17 protein-coding genes are annotated in these 18,210 nt (G+C 74.6%); 9 read left to right on the top strand and 8 right to left on the bottom strand.

What is annotated here, in order from left to right; all coding sequences use genetic code 11:
* Nucleotides 1–10 precede the first annotated feature (10 nt).
* Nucleotides 11–1,402, bottom strand: a complete 1,392-nt coding sequence (locus MNY62_RS00085) for a sigma-54-dependent transcriptional regulator (RefSeq protein ID WP_242342027.1) — start codon at nucleotides 1,400–1,402, stop codon at nucleotides 11–13.
* On the bottom strand, nucleotides 1,403–2,851 hold the full coding sequence (locus MNY62_RS00080; RefSeq protein ID WP_242342026.1) for a sensor histidine kinase: 1,449 nt from the start codon (nucleotides 2,849–2,851) through the stop codon (nucleotides 1,403–1,405).
* Nucleotides 2,852–3,075: 224 nt separating this feature from the next.
* Here MNY62_RS00080 and MNY62_RS00075 point away from each other — a divergent pair, with 224 nt between their 5' ends.
* A complete protein-coding gene (locus MNY62_RS00075; RefSeq protein WP_242342025.1) occupies nucleotides 3,076–3,804 on the top strand; it encodes an energy transducer TonB in 729 nt (242 codons plus the stop codon).
* A gap of 67 nt (nucleotides 3,805–3,871) precedes the next feature.
* Nucleotides 3,872–5,137 (top strand): RsmB/NOP family class I SAM-dependent RNA methyltransferase, encoded by a 1,266-nt coding sequence (locus MNY62_RS00070; protein WP_242342024.1) that lies wholly within the window; start codon nucleotides 3,872–3,874, stop codon nucleotides 5,135–5,137.
* Between the two features lie 223 nt (nucleotides 5,138–5,360).
* Here MNY62_RS00070 and ilvD read toward each other — a convergent pair whose 3' ends face one another.
* Nucleotides 5,361–7,040 (bottom strand): dihydroxy-acid dehydratase, encoded by a 1,680-nt coding sequence (gene ilvD / locus MNY62_RS00065; protein WP_242342023.1) that lies wholly within the window; start codon nucleotides 7,038–7,040, stop codon nucleotides 5,361–5,363.
* Nucleotides 7,041–7,143: 103 nt separating this feature from the next.
* Between ilvD and MNY62_RS00060 the strand changes: the two genes are divergently transcribed.
* From MNY62_RS00060 to MNY62_RS00045, 4 genes are all read left to right on the top strand, one after another.
* On the top strand, nucleotides 7,144–7,815 hold the full coding sequence (locus MNY62_RS00060; protein WP_242342022.1) for an NUDIX hydrolase: 672 nt from the start codon (nucleotides 7,144–7,146) through the stop codon (nucleotides 7,813–7,815).
* A 56-nt stretch (nucleotides 7,816–7,871) separates the two neighbouring features.
* Nucleotides 7,872–9,425 carry a zinc metalloprotease gene (locus tag MNY62_RS00055; RefSeq protein WP_242342020.1) on the top strand — a complete coding sequence of 518 codons (1,554 nt, stop codon included), beginning with the start codon at nucleotides 7,872–7,874 and terminating at the stop codon, nucleotides 9,423–9,425.
* A gap of 10 nt (nucleotides 9,426–9,435) precedes the next feature.
* Entirely contained in the window at nucleotides 9,436–10,014 is a 579-nt protein-coding gene (locus tag MNY62_RS00050; protein WP_242342019.1) for a HEAT repeat domain-containing protein, read from the top strand.
* A 73-nt stretch (nucleotides 10,015–10,087) separates the two neighbouring features.
* Nucleotides 10,088–10,945: a tetratricopeptide repeat protein gene (locus MNY62_RS00045; protein ID WP_242342017.1), complete on the top strand. Its 858-nt coding sequence runs from the start codon at nucleotides 10,088–10,090 to the stop codon at nucleotides 10,943–10,945.
* A gap of 11 nt (nucleotides 10,946–10,956) precedes the next feature.
* On the opposite strand, the gene MNY62_RS00040 is transcribed toward MNY62_RS00045, so the two are convergent.
* Together MNY62_RS00040 and MNY62_RS00035 are read right to left on the bottom strand one after the other, a co-directional pair.
* Nucleotides 10,957–11,370, bottom strand: a complete 414-nt coding sequence (locus MNY62_RS00040) for a response regulator (RefSeq protein ID WP_242342016.1) — start codon at nucleotides 11,368–11,370, stop codon at nucleotides 10,957–10,959.
* A 191-nt stretch (nucleotides 11,371–11,561) separates the two neighbouring features.
* Nucleotides 11,562–11,759 (bottom strand): hypothetical protein, encoded by a 198-nt coding sequence (locus tag MNY62_RS00035; protein WP_242342015.1) that lies wholly within the window; start codon nucleotides 11,757–11,759, stop codon nucleotides 11,562–11,564.
* Nucleotides 11,760–11,957: 198 nt separating this feature from the next.
* On the opposite strand from MNY62_RS00035, the gene MNY62_RS00030 reads away from it, so the two are divergent.
* Both MNY62_RS00030 and MNY62_RS00025 read left to right on the top strand, forming a co-directional pair.
* Nucleotides 11,958–13,346, top strand: a complete 1,389-nt coding sequence (locus MNY62_RS00030; protein WP_242342013.1) for an IgA Peptidase M64 — start codon at nucleotides 11,958–11,960, stop codon at nucleotides 13,344–13,346.
* Nucleotides 13,347–13,542: 196 nt separating this feature from the next.
* Nucleotides 13,543–15,285, top strand: coding sequence for an acyl-CoA dehydrogenase family protein (locus MNY62_RS00025; RefSeq protein WP_242342011.1), 1,743 nt, complete (start codon nucleotides 13,543–13,545; stop codon nucleotides 15,283–15,285).
* A gap of 84 nt (nucleotides 15,286–15,369) precedes the next feature.
* Here the strand turns inward: MNY62_RS00025 and MNY62_RS00020 are convergent, their stop codons facing one another.
* Entirely contained in the window at nucleotides 15,370–16,065 is a 696-nt protein-coding gene (locus MNY62_RS00020; protein ID WP_242342010.1) for a glycine cleavage system protein H, read from the bottom strand.
* A gap of 414 nt (nucleotides 16,066–16,479) precedes the next feature.
* Between MNY62_RS00020 and MNY62_RS00015 the strand changes: the two genes are divergently transcribed.
* Nucleotides 16,480–17,085 carry a hypothetical protein gene (locus tag MNY62_RS00015; RefSeq protein ID WP_242342009.1) on the top strand — a complete coding sequence of 202 codons (606 nt, stop codon included), beginning with the start codon at nucleotides 16,480–16,482 and terminating at the stop codon, nucleotides 17,083–17,085.
* 24 nt (nucleotides 17,086–17,109) lie between these two features.
* Here the strand turns inward: MNY62_RS00015 and MNY62_RS00010 are convergent, their stop codons facing one another.
* Nucleotides 17,110–17,931 carry a hypothetical protein gene (locus MNY62_RS00010; protein ID WP_242342008.1) on the bottom strand — a complete coding sequence of 274 codons (822 nt, stop codon included), beginning with the start codon at nucleotides 17,929–17,931 and terminating at the stop codon, nucleotides 17,110–17,112.
* 76 nt (nucleotides 17,932–18,007) lie between these two features.
* Nucleotides 18,008–18,210: hypothetical protein (locus MNY62_RS00005; protein ID WP_242342007.1), on the bottom strand; the 203-nt coding region annotated here is incomplete at its 5' end.

Here is an 18,210-nt window from a genome sequence, read left to right as displayed (position 1 = left end):
TGAGATCGTTTCAGGACGCCTTGAAGTCCTCGGAGCGGAGCCCGTGCTTGCGGAGCAGCCGGTGCAGGCTCTCGCGCTCGAGCCCCGCTCGCTCCGCCGCGCGCGTGACGTTCCCCTCGAACTCGGTGAGGAGCGCCACGAGGTACTCGCGCGTGACCCGGTCGCGCGCGCCGGCGACGGCGTCCCGGTAGGGCAGGGCGGCGAGCGCCCCCGCGGGCGTCGCCACGGCGGGCGTGGAGGCGATCTCGGGCGGGAGGTCCGCGAGCGTGATGCGATCCCCGCCGGCCACCGCGACGGCGCGCTCGATGGTGTTCTCCAGCTCCCGCACGTTGCCCGGCCAGCCGTGCCCCGCGAGCCGGACGAGCGCCTCCGGCTCGATCGCCTCGATGCGCCGCCGCAGCGCGCGGGCGTGCTTCTCGAGGAAGTGCGCGGCGAGGAGCGGCACGTCCTCCGCCCGGTCGCGCAGCGGCGGGAGCGTCACCGCGATCACGTTCAGCCGGTAGAAGAGGTCCTCGCGGAAGCGGCCAGCCCGCACCTCCTCGCGGAGGTCGCGGTGCGTCGCGGCGATGATGCGGACGTCGATCTTCACCGGCGTGCTCTCGCCGACCCGCCGGATCTCCTTCTCCTGGAGGGCGCGGTTGAGCTTCACCTGGGCGGGCAAGGGCAGCTCGCCGACCTCGTCGAGGAAGATCGTGCCGCCCTGCGCCTCCTCGAAGAGCCCCGGCTTCGCGGTCGCGGCGCCGGTGAACGCCCCGCGCGCGTGGCCGAACAGCTCGCTCTCCACCAGCTCTCCCGGGAGCGCGCCGCAGTTCACCGCGACGAAGCGGCGCTCGCGCCGGGCCGAGTGGTAGTGGATGGCGCGCGCGGCGAGCTCCTTGCCGGTCCCGGTCTCGCCGAGGACGAGCACCGTCGCGTCCACCTGCGCCGCCTTCTCGAGGAGCGCGTACACCTCGCGCATCCGCGCGCTTCGGCCGATGAGGTTGTGGAAGGCGTCCTCGTCGCCGGGGGCGGTGGCGCCGCGCGCCGCGTCGACGAGCCGCTTGTGCTCGGCGGCGCGCGCGACGACGGCGAGCGCAGCGTCCGGGTCGAACGGCTTCTCGAGGTAGTCGAACGCGCCCTGCTTCATGGCGCGCACCGCGTCGGCGACGGTCGCGTAGCCCGTCATCATGACCACCTCGGTGGTCGGCGCGCGCGCCTTCACCGCGGCGAGGAGCTCGAACCCGTCCGCGCCGGGCATGCGGATGTCGGTCACCACGACGTCGTAGGAGCGGGTCGCCACGAGGGCCAGCGCGCCCGCGCCGTCCTGCGCGGTCTCGACCTCGTAGCCGTCCGCGAGGATCTTCGCGAACAGCTTGCGCATGTTCTCCTTGTCGTCCGCGACGAGGATCCGCACCGGCTCCATCTACGCCTCCGCCCGCTCGGCTCGCGCCGGGAGCCTGAGCGCGAAGCGCGCTCCCCCGCCGCCGCCCGGATCCGCCGCCAGATCGCCGCCGTGCGCGCGGGCGATGGCGCGCGACACGGCGAGGCCGAGCCCGGTCCCGCGGGGCTTCGTCGTGAAGAAGGGCTCGAAGAGCTTCCCTCGGTTCGCCGCGTCGATGCCGGGGCCGGAGTCCTCCACGGCGACCTCCGCCGTGCCGTCCTGGGCCGCGACGCGGACCGCGACCCGCCCACCCGGCCCGGCCGCCTCGGCGGCGTTCCGCACGAGGTTCACGAGCACCTGGCGGAGCTTGTCGGGGTGGCCCGGCGCGGTGGCGCCGCCGTCGACCGAGACCGCCACGCCGTCGAGCAGCCGTGCGTCGCGCAGCCGGGAGACCACGTCCTCGGTGAGGGCGCGCAGATCCACCGGCTGCGCCGGGGCGGGCAGTGGCCGGGACAGGTCGAGGAGCCCGTCCACGATCTCCTTCGCGCGCAAGGTCTCCTCCTCGATCACGGCGAGGTCCTCGGCCGCAGCGGGGTCGGCCTTCTTCCGGAGGAGCTTCGCGTAGCCGAGGATGACGCCGAGCGGGTTGTTGATCTCGTGGGCGACGCCGGCGGCGAGGCGGCCGATCCCGGCGAGCTTCTCCGACTCGACGAGCCGGTCCTGGTGCTCGCGCAGGGCCGCGGTGGTGGCGTTCCACTGCCGCGCGAGCGCCTCCAGCTCGGGCGCGCCGCGAACCTCGATGCGCGCGTCCAGCTCCCCGGCCGCGATGCGCGCCGCGCCGGCATGGAGCTGCGCGACCGGCGTCGCGATCGAGCGGCCGATGACCACCGAGACGATCACCGCCACCCCCGGCGCCGCGACGAGGAGCCCGACGAGGAACCCGAGCGTCCGTCGCTGGACCACGTCGGCCTCCCGCCGGAAGGCGCGGATCTTGGCCTCGAAGCGCTCGACGAGGGCCTGGGTGAGGTCCTGGATCTTCGTGACGACGAGCTGCGCGCGGTCGTGCTCGAGCTTCACGCTCGCGCGCTCGCCGGCGAGGACGGCCGGCACGATGCGCTCACGGAAGATCCCGTCGAGCCGGCCGCTCTCCGCCTCGATCTGGTCGACGAGCGCGCGCTCCTCCGGCTCCTCCGCTGCCTGGCGGAGCGCGCGGGTGAGCCGGAGCACCGTCTCGCGCGAGGTGGCGTAGAAGCCGAGGTGCGAGGCGTCGCCGATGATGATCGTGTGCGCCTGGTGCGCGTACTGGTCGCGCACCGCGCTCGCGAGCTCCAGCGAGAGACGGACCCCCTCCTCGCGCGACTTCATCTCGCCGAGGCCGCGGTGGATCCGCATCGAGCCGGCGATCGCCACCGCCGACGCGGCCGCGAAGAGGAGCACCAGCGCCCCGAAGCCGAGCGCGAGCCGGCGCGCCGTTCCCGATCCGTATCGCATGCCTTCGTTCACGCGCGGCGCGCTGCCTCCGGACCGCCGGGCGCGCGAGCACGCGCGCGCCGGGCGACGGGTCGAGGCTGGCTCCGCTACCCATTACAGTGTAGCGGGCCACGGGGGTGAGCGCCCGTTCCGGTGGTATCAAAGCTAACCCGGTGCACCCCCGGGCGGTGACCGCGGGTGGAGGACGGGATGGCGTCTCAGCGGTGGCGGGCCAGGGAGGGGCGTTGATCTCGCGGGAGCCGGTGGGGGCACGGAGGCTCGGGTTCACCGGGGGCGCCGTCGTCGTGCACGCGCTCATGGTGTGGGTCGCGACGCGGCCGCCGCCGCCGAAGCCCGCCGTCCCGCTGGACGTCCTGCTCATCCCGCGCGGCGCGCTGCGCGAGCGGCTCCTCCCGCCCGCGGCGACGACCGCGCCGGCCCGCGGGCCCTCGGGGCCGAAGAGCCCCGCGCCCGGACCGCGCCGCCGCCCGGATCCCCGCCGGCTCATCCCCCCGAACACGCCCGTCTCGGCGGACGCGCCGCCGCTCGTGGCCGCCGATCCCGAGGAGCCGCCCCTCACCGCCGATGACGTCGCCTTCTCCGGAGAGGGCGGCGATCCGTTCAGCCGCTTCCCGCGCGGCGGGGGAGGCGCCGGCGGCGGGATCGCGCCGGCGGGGGTCGAGGCCTCGGAGTGGCTGGTCCTCCACCAGCGCGACATCGTGCGGCGCATCCAGGAGCGCGCCTCGACGCGGCCCTATCCCGCCCTCGCCGCGGCGATGGGCTGGACGGGGGTGGTGCGCGTCGCCTTCACGATCCGGACGGACGGGAGCGTGGCCGACCTGCGCGTCGTGAAGTCGAGCGGGAAGAAGGTCCTCGACGACTGCGCCCTCGAGGACGTCCGCGCCTCCTCCCCGTTTCCTCGCCCGTCGGAGGACCAGTCGGTCGAGGTGCCCATTCTCTACATCCTCACCTGACGCGCAGGCGCGACGCCCCGCGGCGGCGCAGTTGCACGACGGCCGCGGCGCGGGGAGGATGCGCGCCGTGCGACCGAGGTCCGAGGAGCGGCTCCGCGACATCCCCTGGGGCGCGCTCGCCGGACGGGCGGCGGCGCTCGACGTGCCGCTCGCGGAGATCCTCGGCGGCGCGGCGGCGGAGCGGGTGGTCGAGCGCGCTCTCCGCAGCGACCGCACGCTGCCGGGCGACGCGCGCCGGGCGTTCGCTGAGGCGCTCTTCGGCGTGTCGCTCTGGCGGCGCCGGCTCCGGGCTCAGCTCGGCGACCCGGACGCGCCGCCGCGCCTCCTCCTCGCCGCGCTCCTGCGCGACCTCGCCCTCCGGACCGACGCGGAGTCGCTCGCGGGGCTCGCTCCGGGCGCGCTCCCCGCGCCGCGCCCTGCGCCCACCGCCTTCGCCGACCGCGCCTCGCTCCCCGGGTGGCTCGCTGCCGCGCTCGTCGCCGCGGCCGGAGAAGAGGCAGAAGCGCTCGCCGACGGGCTCAACCTGCCCGGCCCGGTATGCCTGCGAGTGAACCTGCTCCGCGCAACGCGCGAGGAGGCGGTCGCACGGCTCGCCGCGCAGGGCGTCGCGACCCGGGCCGGGCGCTTCGCCCCCGCCTGCCTCACGGTCACCTCGGCGCGCCCCAACGTCTACGGCCTCGATGCCCACCGCGAGGGGCTCGTCGAGGTGCAGGACGAGGGGAGCCAGCTCCTCGGCGCGCTCGTCGGCGCGCGCCCGGGGGAGTCCGTCCTCGACGCCTGCGCCGGCGCGGGCGGGAAGACGCTCCTGCTCGCTGCGGACGTCGGGCCCGCGGGCCGGGTCCACGCCGCGGATCCCGACGCCGGCCGGCTCGAGCGGCTGCGCGCGCGGGCGCTGCGCGCCGGCGCGGCCGGGATCGTCGCCGTCCACGGCGCCGCCGTGCCGGAGGGCCTACAGGTGGATCGCGCCCTGGTCGACGCTCCGTGCTCCGAGCTGGGCGCGCTGCGGCGCGGCCCCGATCTACGCTGGCGCCTCGATCCGGCGCGCTTCGCCGACCTCCCCGCGCTCCAGCTCGAGATCCTCGCGCGCGCCGCGCGCCACGTACGGCCCGGCGGACGGCTCGTCTACGCGACCTGCACCTTCCGGCGGGAGGAGGACGAGGCGGTGGCGCTCGCCTTCGAGGCGGTGCACCCCGGCTTCGTGCGCGTCGCGCCCGAGGTCGAACCGGAGGTGATCACCGGCGAGCGGTTCGTGCGGACCTGGCCGCAGCGGCACGGGACGGACGCGTTCTTCGCGGCGACGTGGGAGCGGATCGGGGCACGAGGAAACCGGTGACGACCTCGACCTCGACCGCCCACGCCGACCGACGCCTACCCTCCACCCACCACGCCCGCAGCGTGCCGCCCCACGGTGGCGGGGGCTCTCGCCCGCAGGCGGGCCACTGGACGCGGTAGGCACCGCCCGACCCACCGACAGGCTCAGTGCGAGCGGAGCTGTCGGGACTCCTGCGATCGCGCTCGCGCTTCGACGGGCTCGACCGATCGGAGCGAGCGCCGACTCAGAGCTCCGACTTCAGGACCGCGCCCGCCGAGGCGTTCGTCACGAAGGCGGCGTAGCGGCGGAGCCAGGAGGAGCGGACCTCCTTCTTCACCGGCCGGAAGCCCTCGCGCCGGCGAGCGAGCTCGGTGTCGGGCACGTCCACGGTGAGCGCGCGCGCCTCGACGTCGATGGTGATCGGGTCGCCGTCCTGCACGAGCGCGATGGGGCCGCCCTCGGCGGCCTCGGGTGAGACGTGGCCGACGCAGGCGCCGCGCGTCGCGCCGGAGAAGCGGCCGTCGGTGACGAGCGCCACCTGCTCGCCGAGCCCCATGCCCATGAGGAGGGACGTCGGGGCGAGCATCTCCTGCATGCCCGGCCCGCCCTTCGGCCCCTCGTAGCGGATCACCACGAAGTGCCCGGGCTTCACCTTGCCGCCCATGATGCCGGCGATGGTGTCCTCCTGGGAGTCGAAGCAGATGGCGCGACCCGTGAACTTCCGCATCGAGGGCTGGATGCCGGCGGTCTTCACGACCGCGCCCTCGGGCGCGAGGTTCCCGAACAGCACGGCGAGCCCGCCCACCGGCGAGTACGCGCGCTCGAGGGGGTGGATCACCTCGGCGTCGGCGATCTGCGCGTCGCGGATGCGCTCCCCGACCGTCTCGCCCGAGACGGTGAGCGCGCCCTCGCGCACCATCCCGCCGCGCCGCGCCGTCTCGCGGAGCACCGCGGGGACGCCGCCCGCGCGGTGGATGTCCTCCATGTGCACCGTCGAGAGCGACGGGGCGATCTTGGCGATGTGCGCGACCTTCCCGGCGATCGCCTCGATGTCCCGGAGGCCGAACGTGACGCCCGCCTCGCGCGCGATCGCGAGCATGTGCAGCACGGTGTTGGACGACCCGCCCATCGCCATGTCGACGACCATGGCGTTGTGGATCGCGTCCGCGGTCACGACGCGGCGGAGGCGGAAGCGCTCGTCGCCCGCGATCTCCACGGCGCGCCTCGCCGCGCGCCGGAGCAGGGCCTCGCGCTCCGGCGTGAGGGCGAGCACCGTGCCGTTGCCGGCGAGCGCCACGCCCATCGCCTCGCAGAGCACGTTCATCGAGTTCGCCGTGAACATGCCCGAGCAGGAGCCGCCCGACGGGCACGCCCTGCACTCGATCTCGTACAGCTCGGCGTCGCTCATCTGCCCGAGCGCGCGCTTGCCGACGGCCTCGAACGCGGTGGTGAGGTCGATGGGGGTGCCGTCGGCCTTGTGGCCCGCGCGCATGGGCCCGCCGGAGCAGAACACCGTCGGCACGTCCACGCGGAGCGCACCCATCAGCATGCCGGGGACGATCTTGTCGCAGTTCGGGATGCAGAGCAGCGCGTCCAGCATGTGCGCGTTCATCATCGTCTCGATCGAGTCTGCGATGAGCTCGCGCGAGGGCAGGCTGTAGAGCATGCCCCCGTGGCCCATGGCGATCCCGTCGTCGACGCCGATGGTGTTGAACTCGAAGGGGACTCCGCCCGCCTTGCGGATCTCGTCCTTCGCGATCCGCCCGTACTCCTGGAGGAAGAAGTGGCCGGGGATGATGTCGACGTGGCTGTTCGCGATGCCGACGAACGGCTTGTCGAAGTCGGCGTCGGTGAGCCCGGTCGCCCGGAGCAGGCTGCGGTGGGGGGCCCGCTCGAACCCCTTCTTGATCGTGTCGCTGCGCACGTTCCGGTTGTCCCCATTCGGCGCCACGGTTGTCAACCCGCGCGGTCCCGCCGGCCGCCCGCCCGCTCGCGGCGAGCGGTTCGCCCGGTTATGACCGAGAGCCGTGGCCCCGCTCGCGCCCAGCTTCGAGGAGGCGGTCGCCCGCGTTCGCGAGGCGCTCGCGGAGCGGCCGTCCCGCCCGCTCGAGGTGCCCGGCTTCCGGCGCGCGGGTGTGCTCGTCCCGATCCTCGCCCGGCCCGAGGGTCCGACGCTGCTCTTCACCCGGCGTACGGAGACGGTCCCCCACCACAAGGGCGAGATCTCGTTCCCGGGCGGCGGTTGCGAACCGCGCGAGAGCGCGCTCGCCGCGGCGCTCCGCGAGGCGGACGAGGAGGTGGGGCTCGCCCCCGCGGGCGTCGAGCCCCTCGGCGCGCTCGACGACGTCCCGAGCATCGCGCGCTACGTGGTGACGCCGGTGGTCGCGGCGGTGCCGGCGCCGCCCCCCGCCTTCGTCCCCGCCGAGGCGGAGGTCTCCGAGCCGTTCGAGCTCCCGCTCGCGCGTCTGCTGGACCCGAGCATCCGGCGCGCCGCCCTGTGGGATCCGGCGCGGCTCCCGGCGACGGCCGCCGCGGCGCTCCTCGCGGTGCGGGTCCCGTTCGAGGAGGTGGACGCCGCGACCGGCCACTGGCGGGTGTGGTCGTTCCATGCGGATCCGGCGCGCGTCGTGTGGGGGCTCACCGCACGCGTGCTCGCGGACCTGCTCGATCGCGCGTTCCGCGGGGACCTCCCGCGTTGAGGCGCCCCGTCCTCGCCGCTCGCCCGGGGCGGGGGCGCGGCTTAGGATGTCCGGCAGTGCGCCGACGATTCGCCCCCGCCGTGGCCCTCGCCCTCGCCTGCGCGCTCGCATGCGGCGGCGGTGGCTCGAAGAGCGGCGGCACCGGCAAGACGTGCACCGCCGCGGTCGACTGCGGCGGCGCGCTCCTCTGCATCGCCGGGAAGTGCGCGGCACAGGCGCCGGCCTCGGCCGCCTGCACGCCTCCGTCCCGCCCGACGCCCGTCCTCGGCGATCCGATGACCGCAGCGGATCCGGGCGCCTCCTGCCAGACGTCCATCCGCGCGCCGGTCTACCCTGCAGCCCAGTCTCTCGGGCAGCTCCAGGTGGGCGAGGAGGCGCACTTCCAGGTGCCGGAGGGGACCTGGAGCATCTCCGTCGTTTCGCAGGAGGTCCCCGGCTCCGCGCCGGACGTGATCCAGTACCAGTCGGTCTCGTTCCCGAACTCGGTGGTGCCGACGAGCGTCACCGCCCCCGACGGCCGGGTGTTCTACGACGACTCCGCGACCGCCCCCAAGGATGGCAACGGCTACAGCAACTACACCGGCCTCCTCGGCTACTATGGCGGATTCACGCCGGTGTCCGGCGCCCTGACGCTCCCGAACACCTCCCCCGGCCTCGACATCTCTCGCAGCGCGGGCGGCCTTCCACCCGGCACCTGGAAGTTCACCGTCAACGACTACGCCTACGAGTGCGTCCGCACCACCGGTTGCACCGGCGGCAGCAGCTCGGGCCGCTACGACGTGCAGGTCCTCACCCGCGCGGGCCCGATCACCTCGACCGGGACGCTCGACCTCGACGTGTACGTCGCCTCGGCGAGCACGACCGCTGCGGGCCTCGCGCGCGACCCGCATCTCGCGCGCCTCTTCCAGACCGTCGCGACGGTGCTCGGGAACGCGGGCCTCTGCCTCGGGAGCGTGGTGCTCCACGACCTGCCGTCGTGGGCGCAGGCGAAGTACGCGAACGTGAACATCGACTCGACGGGCCCCTGCGATCCGCTCTCGCAGCTCTTCACGCTCGCCGAGGCGCAGCGCCCGTCGATCCACCTGTTCCTCGTGGACGAGCTCACCGTCACGACGAACACGACCGACCCGTTCTCGATCGTCGGCATCGACGGCTCGATCCCCGGCCCGTCCGGCGTGCCCGGCACGGTGAACGGCGGGGCGGTCGTGACGCTCGCGGATCTCGGACAGGGGAGCTGCGGCAGCACGATCGACATCGCCCACTGCGGCACCGACCACATGGCGTACATCGTGGCGCACGAGGCGTCCCACTGGCTCGGCCTGTACCACACGACCGAGAGGTCGGGGACGATGTTCGACCCGCTCACCGACACGCCCACCTGCGCCTGCGCGAATTGCGCGCCGGCAGCCGATCGAGCGACCTGCGAGAACAAGCTCACCGACCCCAGCCAGACGCCCTTCGACATGACGGGCGCCGACTGCTCGCAGCAGGCGGCGACGTGCTCCGGCTCCTCGAACCTCATGTTCTGGCTGCTCGACGACACGCGCTCGAACGGCTCGGTCACGCCGCAGCAGTCCGAGGTCATGCGCCTCAACCCCGCGGTCCGCTGACGGAGCCTCCATGACCGCCGCCGCCCTCGCCGTCCTCGTCCTCGCCCTCGTCTCCCCGACCGGCGCCGCCGGCGCGCCCGCGCGCGGGCCGTCCGGCGTGGCCGCCGACGAGTGCGATCCGGCGGTCCGCCAGAAGACGCTCGCGCTCCTCGGGGCGATCGATCGGCCCATCCGGCCGGAGACCTGGCGCGCGCTCGGGCCGTGCGCGGAGCCGGTGCTCGCCGAGGTCGCCGCCTCGGACGCGCTCCCCACCCGCCGGGCCCTCGCGCTCGAGGGGCTCGCCGCGATCGGCGGCGCTCGCGCCGAGGCGCTGCACCGCTCGCTCGCGGCCGACACGCACGAGCCGCGCGCGGTCCGCCGCGCCGCGATCCGCGGCCTCGGCCGGCTCGTCGCCAGGGAAAAGCTCGACGCGACGCTGCGCCCGCTCCTCGAGCGCGACCCCGATCGCGGCGTCCGCGCGGGCGCCGCCGAGGTGCTCTCGCGCCGCTCTCCCGCCGCGTCGTGCGCCGCGATCCGCGCGCAGGCCCGGCGCGAGGGGACGGCCGGGAATGCGCTCTTCGCTCGCGCCCTCGCCGCCTGCGAGCGATGACCCCAGGCGAACGACGCCGTGAGCGCGCGCGGAGCGGGCGCGACGGGCCGCTCCTGCTATCCTCCTCGCCCCGGTGCTCCCCCTCGTCTTCTCGCTCGTGCTCTCGCTGGCCCCGGCCCCGCCGGCGCCCTCGGCCTGCGCGCTCTACCGCGCAATCCTACCGAGCGCGCCCGAGCCACGCGGCGGCGAGCCCCGCTGCGCCGACGCGCTCCAGGAGGCTTGCGACGCCGGCCGGCGGCTCGCGTGCGACGGGCTCGCGCGCGTGCTCGAGGCAGGGACGGCGGGGAGGCCCGACCCCGAGCGCGCCCTGACGCTCTTCGTTCGCGCCTGCGCCGCCGGCGTCGCGGATGCGTGCGACGGCGCGGCCGGGCTGCGCGCGGAGCGCGGCGATCGCGAGGGGGCGCGCGCTTCCCTGGAGGAGGGCTGCGCGATGGGCTCCGCACGAGCCTGCGCGCGGCTCGCGGCGGAGACCTCGCCCGGGCGCGCCGATCGCCTCGCCGAGCGGGCCTGCGATCTCGGCGCCGCGGAGGGCTGCCTCGCGCTCGCCCGCGACGCGCCCCGCGAGCGACGGACGGAGCTGCTGTGGCGTGCCTGTCGCCTCGGCGCGGACGCGGCCTGCACGGCGACGGCGCTGCCGGCGGTCGAGGCGCGCTGCGCCGGCGGCGATCGGGAGTCGTGCCTCGAGGCGGGCCAGGTGCTGCAGGAGGGACGGGTACTGCCGGCGGACGGCGCCCGCGCCGCGGAGCGCTATGGCCGCGCCTGCGAGCTCGGCCTCGCCGCGGGGTGCGTCCGCCTCGGCGTCCTCCACCGCTTCGGCGCCGGCGTGCCGCACGACGAGGCGCGCGCCCGGGCGCTGTTCGAGCGCGCCTGCGCGGAGGGCGACGACGAGGGCTGCCGGCTCCGCGACGACCCCGTGCTCCTCGACGAGTGAGCGCCACGGAATCAGGCCGAAGGCTGGCCGGGCGGCGCGGCACCCCCGGGGCGCGGCGCGTGGAGGGCGGCCCGGATCCCGGCGAGCAGCACGCCCTCCTCCACCGGCTTCGGCACGAACACGTCGGCGCCTGCGGCGAACAGCTCGAAGCGCGCCGCGGGGCGCCCGGACATGCCGATGACCGGTACGAAGGCGAGGCGCAGATCCGGTGAGCGACGCAGCGCGGTGACGAGCTCTGTGCCGCGCATGCCGGGCATCGCGTCGTCCACCAGCACGAGATCCGGCGGATCGGCGTGCGCGAGGGCGAGCGCGATCTCTCCGGACTCCGCCTCGACGCACCCGTGCCCGGCGTCCTCGAGGATCAGGCCCACGAGCCTGCGGACGAGGTGGTTATCGTCGACGACCAGGATGCGAAGGAGCGCCATCGGTGCCGCCGAAGCAAGCTAGTGACGCGGGCACCCGGCGGAGAAGCGGGGCGCGCCGGTTCTCTCCGTGGAGGTACCGGGGAGACCGTAGCGGATCCACGGGGGAGGGCACGCGCGACGCGCCGCGGTGCGAGGGCGATCGGCGAGCCAAGCGAGTTCGGTGGGGCGGGGGCGCAGCCCCGTCAGATCATTCAGGGGTGCTGGCCCGCGTCGTCCTGCGGCTGGAACGCGGCCCACATGTCGCGAGCGTCGCGGACCTGCTCCATGAGCGCGATGCCGATCGCGCAGGCGAGGAAGACCGCGAGCGCGAGCATCCACGGGCGGAACTCGAGCAGGTCCCTCGGGCTCAACGGCGCCCGCCCCTGCCGATCGTCGTTCCGAGCCGCCATGCCCGGTAAGTAGACCGCGCCTGGCGCACGATGCAACCCCTTCGGCGTGGTGCGCCCAGGCGTTCAGGCGCTCGCGATTGGGGCCCATCCCCCAGCGAGCCGCTCGATATCGGCGCAAAGGGGTCCCACGCCCCCGCAGCGGCCGGTCGTAGCACACCCCTGGGCCGGTGCGGCGGGGACCTCGTACACTGCCGCGCCATGCTCGCGACCCTGCTCGCCACCGTCACCCTCGCCGCGGCGCCCCCGCGTACGCTCCGCGTCGACTACTTCCACACCGGCACCGCCACCGAGGAGCGCTTCAGCCTCGATCGCGTGGTGCTCGAGCCCCTGCCCTTCCCCGGCCGGCCGGACCGGCCGATCGACGACTCGAACCTCGGCAAGTACTTCTTCGAGATCCGCGACCTCGCGACGCAGAAGGTCCTCTACTCCCGCGGCTTCGCCTCGATCTTCGGCGAGTGGGAGCTGACCGACGAGGCGCGCAAGGCGAACCGGACGTTCTCGGAGTCGGTGCGCTTCCCGGCGCCCGTCGCGCCGGTGCAGCTCGTCGTGAAGAAGCGCGACGCGGAGCGGACGTTCCGCGAGGTCTGGTCGCTCGTGGTCGACCCGCACGATCGCTTCGTCGACGACGCCCGCCCGCCGTCGCCCGGCCCGGTCATCGCGCTCCAGGAGTCGGGCGACCCCGCGACGAAGCTCGACCTGCTCCTCGTCGGCGACGGCTACACCGAGAAGGACCGCGCCAAGTTCGAGAAGGACGCGCGCCGGCTCGTCGGGATCCTCTTCGAGCACGAGCCGTACCGGTCGCGCCGCCGGGACTTCAACGTGTGGGGGATCTGTCCCCCGGCGGAGGAGCGCGGCGTCTCCCGGCCGCTCACCGGGATCCACCGGCGCAGCCGGGTCGGCGCGACGTACGACGCGTTCGGCTCGGAGCGCTACGTCCTCTCCTTCGAGAACCGCTCGCTGCGCGACGTCGCCTCCTTCGCACCCTACGACGCGGTCGCGATCCTCGTGAACGCCGAGACCTACGGCGGCGGGGGCATCTTCAACCTCTACGCCACCGTGGCCGCGGACAACCGCTGGGCGGGCTACATCTTCGTCCACGAGCTCGGCCACTCGCTCGCCGCGCTCGCCGACGAGTACTTCACCTCGGACACCGCCTACCTGCCGAGCGAGGCGCGCCCCGAGCCGTGGGAGCCGAACGTCACGGCGGACCCGCACGCCGCCAAGTGGAAGGAGCTCCTCTCGCCGGGCGTGCCGCTCCCGACGCCGTGGCCGAAGGAGGAGTTCACCCGCCGCGCGAAGGAGTTCCAGGAGCAGCGCAAGGCGATCCGCGCCCGCAACGGGCCGGAGTCGGAGATGGACGCGCTCTTCCTCGCGCAGCAGAAGGAGGAGACGAAGCTCCTCGCCTCCGCGCCGACGACCGGAAAGGTGGGCGCCTTCGAGGGCGCGAACTACGAGGCGAGCGGCTACTACCGGCCGGAGCTCGACTGCGTGATGTTCACGCGCGATCCGGTGCCCTTCTGCGCGGTGTGCCGGCGGGCGCTGTCGCGGGTGATCGATCTGTACGCGGGTCCGTCGCCGCAGCGGTAGACGAGCGAAGCGAGGCCGCCGGGGCGCCACCGCGATGGCGGCGAAGCCGCCCGCGGCGGCGCACGGGACCCGGCAAGCCGGGTGGGGCCCGCCGAGCCGCCACCATGGTCGCTCCCCGCCCGAGCCGCAGCCGCCGCCTCGCCCGGGATGGCGCGTCGCGTTATGATTCCAGAATCAACGGCCGGAGGGCCCCCCGATGACCGACAAGAGGACGGCGAGCTTCATGCGCTCGCTCTGCATGGGCGAGATCGAGGAGGAGATCCTCCTCCCCTTCCCGGAGCCGAAGGCGGGCGAGAAGGAGACGCTCGCGGCGGTGCTGCAGACCCTGAAGTCGATGCTCGGCGGGCGCGAGCGCGACTTCCGCGCCTGGGACCGGGCCGGCGAGATGCCGAGAGCGTTCGTGGACGAGCTCAAGGACGCCGGCCTGTTCAGCCTCGTCATCCCGGAGGTGCACGGCGGACTCGGGCTCGGCGCGACCGCCTACTCGCGCGTCATGCAGGAGCTCGCTCGCTACGACGCGTCGGTGGCGGTGACCGTCGGAGCGCACAGCTCGATCGGGATGCGCGGCCTGCTCCTCTTCGGGACCGAAGAGCAGAAGGCGCGCTTCCTGCCGAGGCTCGCGACCGGAGAGATGATCGCCGCCTTCTGCCTCACCGAGCCGGGCGCCGGCTCGGACGCCGCCAGCATCAAGACCACCGCCGTGCGCGACGGTGACGACTGGATCCTGAACGGCGAGAAGCTCTGGATCACGAACGGCGGCATCGCCGACTTCTTCACGGTGTTCGCGAAGACCTCGCTCGACGGGCGCGGCCGCATCACCGCCTTCATCGTGACGCGCGACATGAAGGGCGTCTCCACCGGTCCCCACGAGGACAAGATGGGGATCCGCGCCTCGTCCACGACGACCGTCGTGCTGGAGGACGTCCGCGTCCCGGCGGCGAACGTTCTCGGCGAGGTCGGCCAGGGCTTCAAGCTGGCGATGAAGATCCTGAACTCGGGCCGCACCGGGCTCGGCGGCGGCTCGGTGGGCGGCATGAAGCGGCTCATCGGGCTCGCGGTGTACCAGGCCCGCGAGCGCGTGCAGTTCGGGCAGCCCATCGCGAGCTACGAGTCGATCCAGCAGAAGATCGGCCAGATGGTCATCGACTGCTACGCCTCGGAGAGCGTGGTGAACCTCGTCGCCGGGCTCGTGGACCGCGGCTTCGAGGACTACGCGGTCGAGGCGGCGATCTCCAAGGTGCTCTCGAGCGAGGCGCTGTGGCGCACCGCCGACGAGGCGCTCCAGATCGCGGCGGGCCAGGGCTACATGCGCGAGATGCCGTACGAGCTCGCGCTGCGCGACAGCCGCATCAACCGGATCTTCGAGGGCACGAACGAGATCCTGCGCCTGTTCATCGCGCTCACCGCGATGAACGACGTCGCCGAGGAGCTGAAGGACCTGTCGAGCTCCATGCGCGGGGTCTTCGCCGATCCCATCAAGGGCTTCGGGGTCCTCTCCGACTACGCGAAGCGGCGGGCCCAGCTCGCGACCGGCCTGCGCCGCGAGAAGGGGCGCTTCACGCTCCTCCACGCGTCGCTCGCCCCGGAGGCGGCGCTGTTCGAGGAGGCGGCGACCGCGCTCGCGCGCGCCGCGGACCGGATCCTCCGCAAGCACGGCAAGAAGATCATCGGCGAGCAGCTCGCGACGCGGCGCCTCGCCGACATCATGGTGGACCTGTTCGCGCTCGCGGCGGTGCTCGCCCGCGTCTCCACCAAGATCGAGGACCACGGGGAGGCGTCGGCGGAGATGGAGCGGCAGATCCTCCGCGCGCTCGCCCGCCAGGCGAAGCGGCGCGTCGACCAGAACCTCGCGGGCATCGACGACAACGAGGACGCGACCGTGAAGCAGCTCGCGAAGCACGTCCTCGAGGCCGGCCGGTACGCCTGGGACAACCTCTGAACGCCCGCGGCCCGACCCCGCGCTCGAGCGGGGCGGGCCGCCACTCGTCGAGATCGCCCAGGGCGGCGTGCCGCCCGGGGAGCGTCAGGCGGCGCGCAGGAAGACCGCGAGGACCCGCTGCCAGCCGTCCTCGCCGAGGGTGGAGGGCGCGGGCGGAGGGAGCGCGCCGCCGTCCGCCGCGGCGAGACCGAGCTCCTCCTCGACGTAGCGGTCGAGCCGGTCGCGCTCCCGGCGCAGCCAGCCGCCGCCCTCGCGGTCCTGCGGGAACGTCATGTAGATGCCGTCCGACGGCGCGAGGGCGAAGAGCCAGCCGCGCCCGTACGGCTCGCGCTTCACGAGGCCGGGATCCCCGCGCAGCGTCCCGTTCGCCGCGAGGACGCGCCCGTCCACCGGCGCGGTGATCCGGATGGTCCGGCCGCCCGCGCGCACCACGGCGACGGGATCGCCCCGGCGCACCTGCATGCCGCGGCGAGGCAGCTCGACCGCGCTCGCGGAGGGGAGGAGCCGCTGCGCGAAGTCGTCGAGCCCCACGCGCAGCCCGTGCGCGGCGGGCGCGAGCCAGGTGTGGTTCGGGGCGTAGTAGGCGCCCCGGCGGAAGGAGAGGCCGCCCGCTTCCTCCACGCTGGCCTCGCGGCGGCGCTGGAACGCGCGCCACAGCACCGCGAGGAGCAGCGCGGGCAGCGCGAGCGCGAGGAGCCCGGCGAGGAACACCGCCGAGCGCGCCGCGACGCCGAGGAGGAACGAGCCCAGCACCTCGAGGATGGAGACGAACGTCGTCATGGATGCGCTCCCTTTCGCGGTCCCAGGTCCGGACGGGACACCCTCCGCAACCGCAAGAGGCGGGCCAGCGCTCGCGGGGCAGGGAGCCCTTGTTTTCGTTCGGGTCCACGCTCCCGCGGCAGCGCGCCGCGTGGAGGATCTCAGCGGGCGCCGCCGCGCCTCCCTCCGGAACCGCCCTGAATCCGCGCGCGTGCGGTCGACGTTGAGTCCGTCAACGCATGGTGAATTCCTCGCTGTCCCTCCGGATGGGCGGGCGCCCCCGCCCGCGCGGGACCGGAGCACCCGGTGCGTCCTCCCTGCCCGCGGACGGAGGGCCCCCATGAAGCGTGCCCGCCTCCCCCACAGGCGCGCACCCGGAGCCTTGCGCACCCTCGAGCCCGCGCGAACGTTGTCGTGCCGGAGGGCTCTTCCGCCATGTCGCGCACGTTCCTCGTCGTCGCCGCGCTCGCCGCGATCCCCGTCGTCTCCCGCCCGGAGCCGCCCCTCGCGGAGGGGAGCATCGACGCGGGGGACGCGCAGGTGGAGGTGCTCGGACGGCGCTACGCTCCGGGTGAGACGATCGAGCTCCCGGAGGGTTATCTGCGGGTGGAGGAGGCCGGGCCCGAGGACGACGAGATCGGGTCGTTCTCCGTCGTCCCGGCCGCCGCGCTCGCGCGCGCGGAGGCGCCGGCGGCCGCGACCGCGGAGCGGCATGCCCCGCGGACGGGCGCGAGCGAGCAGCCCTCCTCGGTCACCGTCACCGGGATGGGAGCGGGGGAAGAGGCGCCCGCGCCGTGGAGGAGCGCGCACCCCGACTGCAGCGCCGAGCGCGCCGCCTACCTCGCCGAGATCTGGAAGCAGTCGGGGATCGAGGTCTCGGACCCGCAGGGCTTCCTCGCGGGCCTCGAGCAGACCGAGGAGGGCGCGGATCTGACGCTCGCGTGGTTCGCGCTCTCGACCGACGCGTTCCGCACCCTCGCCTGGTCGTCCGACGCGCGCGCCAAGGCGGCCGCGCTCGCGCGCTGCGCGAGGGGGAACTGAACCCGAGCGGTCAGCGCCATTGGATCAGGCGGCCTCGACCGACTGCTCCGCCCTCTCGGAGGGCGCCACGGGCCTGAGCGCCCCGAGCCGCTCCGCCGCGATCGACGGGCTCGCGTAGACGAGCTCGAGCGGAGCGCGCACGAACGCGTCGGGCAGGATGCCGACGCCGGACAGGCCCAGGATCCGGTGGCGCTCCGGCTGCACGCCGAGGAACGGCGCGAGCGCGCGCGTCGCGCGGTGGACGAGCTCGGTGCAGGAGAGCCGCTCGAGGTCGGTGAAGTCGAGGTCGAAGTCGTACGGCAGCCCGAGCTGGGCGAGCGCCACGCTCCGCACCACCGGCCACGCCTCCTCGAACGAGACCTCGCCGCCCCCCGCGAGCCGGTCGCGCACGAGCCGCTCCTCCTCGCCGAGCGGGCCGGGATCGTCCGCGGGCGCCTCAGCCCGCGCCCGGAGCCGTGCCGGGAAGCGCAGCACCACGAGCCGGTCACAGCGGCAGAAGTCGAGCACGTCCTCGGTGAGGACGCCCTCGGCGATGGCGTGGATGACGATCTGCTCGCCGATCGCGAGCCGATCGCGCGCGTCCGCTGGCGCGAGGGCGCGGTCGGCGTGGGTGGTGCGGCCGAGGTAGAGCCCGGCGTGGCTGAACAGGCCGGGGATGAGCTTGCCGTCGAGGTAGGCGTCGTAGCCGCGGACGAGCACGTCGCCGGGGCGAACGCAGTCGATCACCGCCCGCGCGTCGCGGCCCTTCACCCGGTAGGAGCCGGGGTCGTAGACGATCCACATCGGCCAGCGGAACACCTTCACGTCGCCGAGCACGTCGAGGAGCGCATCGCGCAGGCGTCCCATGGGGACCTCCGGAAGCAAAGGTCCGCCGATGAGAGCACACGCTGCGTGAGACCGGAAGACCCGCAGTCACGGTGGGTCATCCGCGCTCGAGCGCCTCGAGCTCGGCGCGTCGGGCCGCGGCGGCTGCCTCCGAGCCCTCCGCCCGCGCGCGCGCCTCGTCCGCGCGCCGCAGCGCCGCCTCGGCCGTCCGACGCGCCACCCGAGCCGTGCGCTCCGCCTGCTCGAGCCGCGTGCGCGCTGCGGCGAGCGCCCGCGCCCGCACCCGCGCCTGGCGCTCGT

The organism is Anaeromyxobacter terrae, from assembly GCF_022690685.1.
In the GTDB taxonomy this organism is placed as follows: Bacteria; Myxococcota; Myxococcia; order Myxococcales; family Anaeromyxobacteraceae; genus Anaeromyxobacter; species Anaeromyxobacter terrae.
This window is presented reverse-complemented; position numbering and strand designations above follow the sequence as displayed.

Coding starts and splice junctions, on each gene's coding strand:
- MNY62_RS00085 (WP_242342027.1), bottom strand. CDS start 1,402: ATGGAGCCGGTGCGGATCCTCGTCGCGGACGACAAGGAGAACATGCGC.
- MNY62_RS00080 (WP_242342026.1), bottom strand. CDS start 2,851: ATGCGATACGGATCGGGAACGGCGCGCCGGCTCGCGCTCGGCTTCGGG.
- MNY62_RS00050 (WP_242342019.1), top strand. CDS start 9,436: ATGACCGCCGCCGCCCTCGCCGTCCTCGTCCTCGCCCTCGTCTCCCCG.
- MNY62_RS00040 (WP_242342016.1), bottom strand. CDS start 11,370: ATGGCGCTCCTTCGCATCCTGGTCGTCGACGATAACCACCTCGTCCGC.
- MNY62_RS00035 (WP_242342015.1), bottom strand. CDS start 11,759: ATGGCGGCTCGGAACGACGATCGGCAGGGGCGGGCGCCGTTGAGCCCG.
- MNY62_RS00030 (WP_242342013.1), top strand. CDS start 11,958: ATGCTCGCGACCCTGCTCGCCACCGTCACCCTCGCCGCGGCGCCCCCG.
- MNY62_RS00025 (WP_242342011.1), top strand. CDS start 13,543: ATGACCGACAAGAGGACGGCGAGCTTCATGCGCTCGCTCTGCATGGGC.
- MNY62_RS00020 (WP_242342010.1), bottom strand. CDS start 16,065: ATGACGACGTTCGTCTCCATCCTCGAGGTGCTGGGCTCGTTCCTCCTC.
- MNY62_RS00015 (WP_242342009.1), top strand. CDS start 16,480: ATGTCGCGCACGTTCCTCGTCGTCGCCGCGCTCGCCGCGATCCCCGTC.
- MNY62_RS00010 (WP_242342008.1), bottom strand. CDS start 17,931: ATGGGACGCCTGCGCGATGCGCTCCTCGACGTGCTCGGCGACGTGAAG.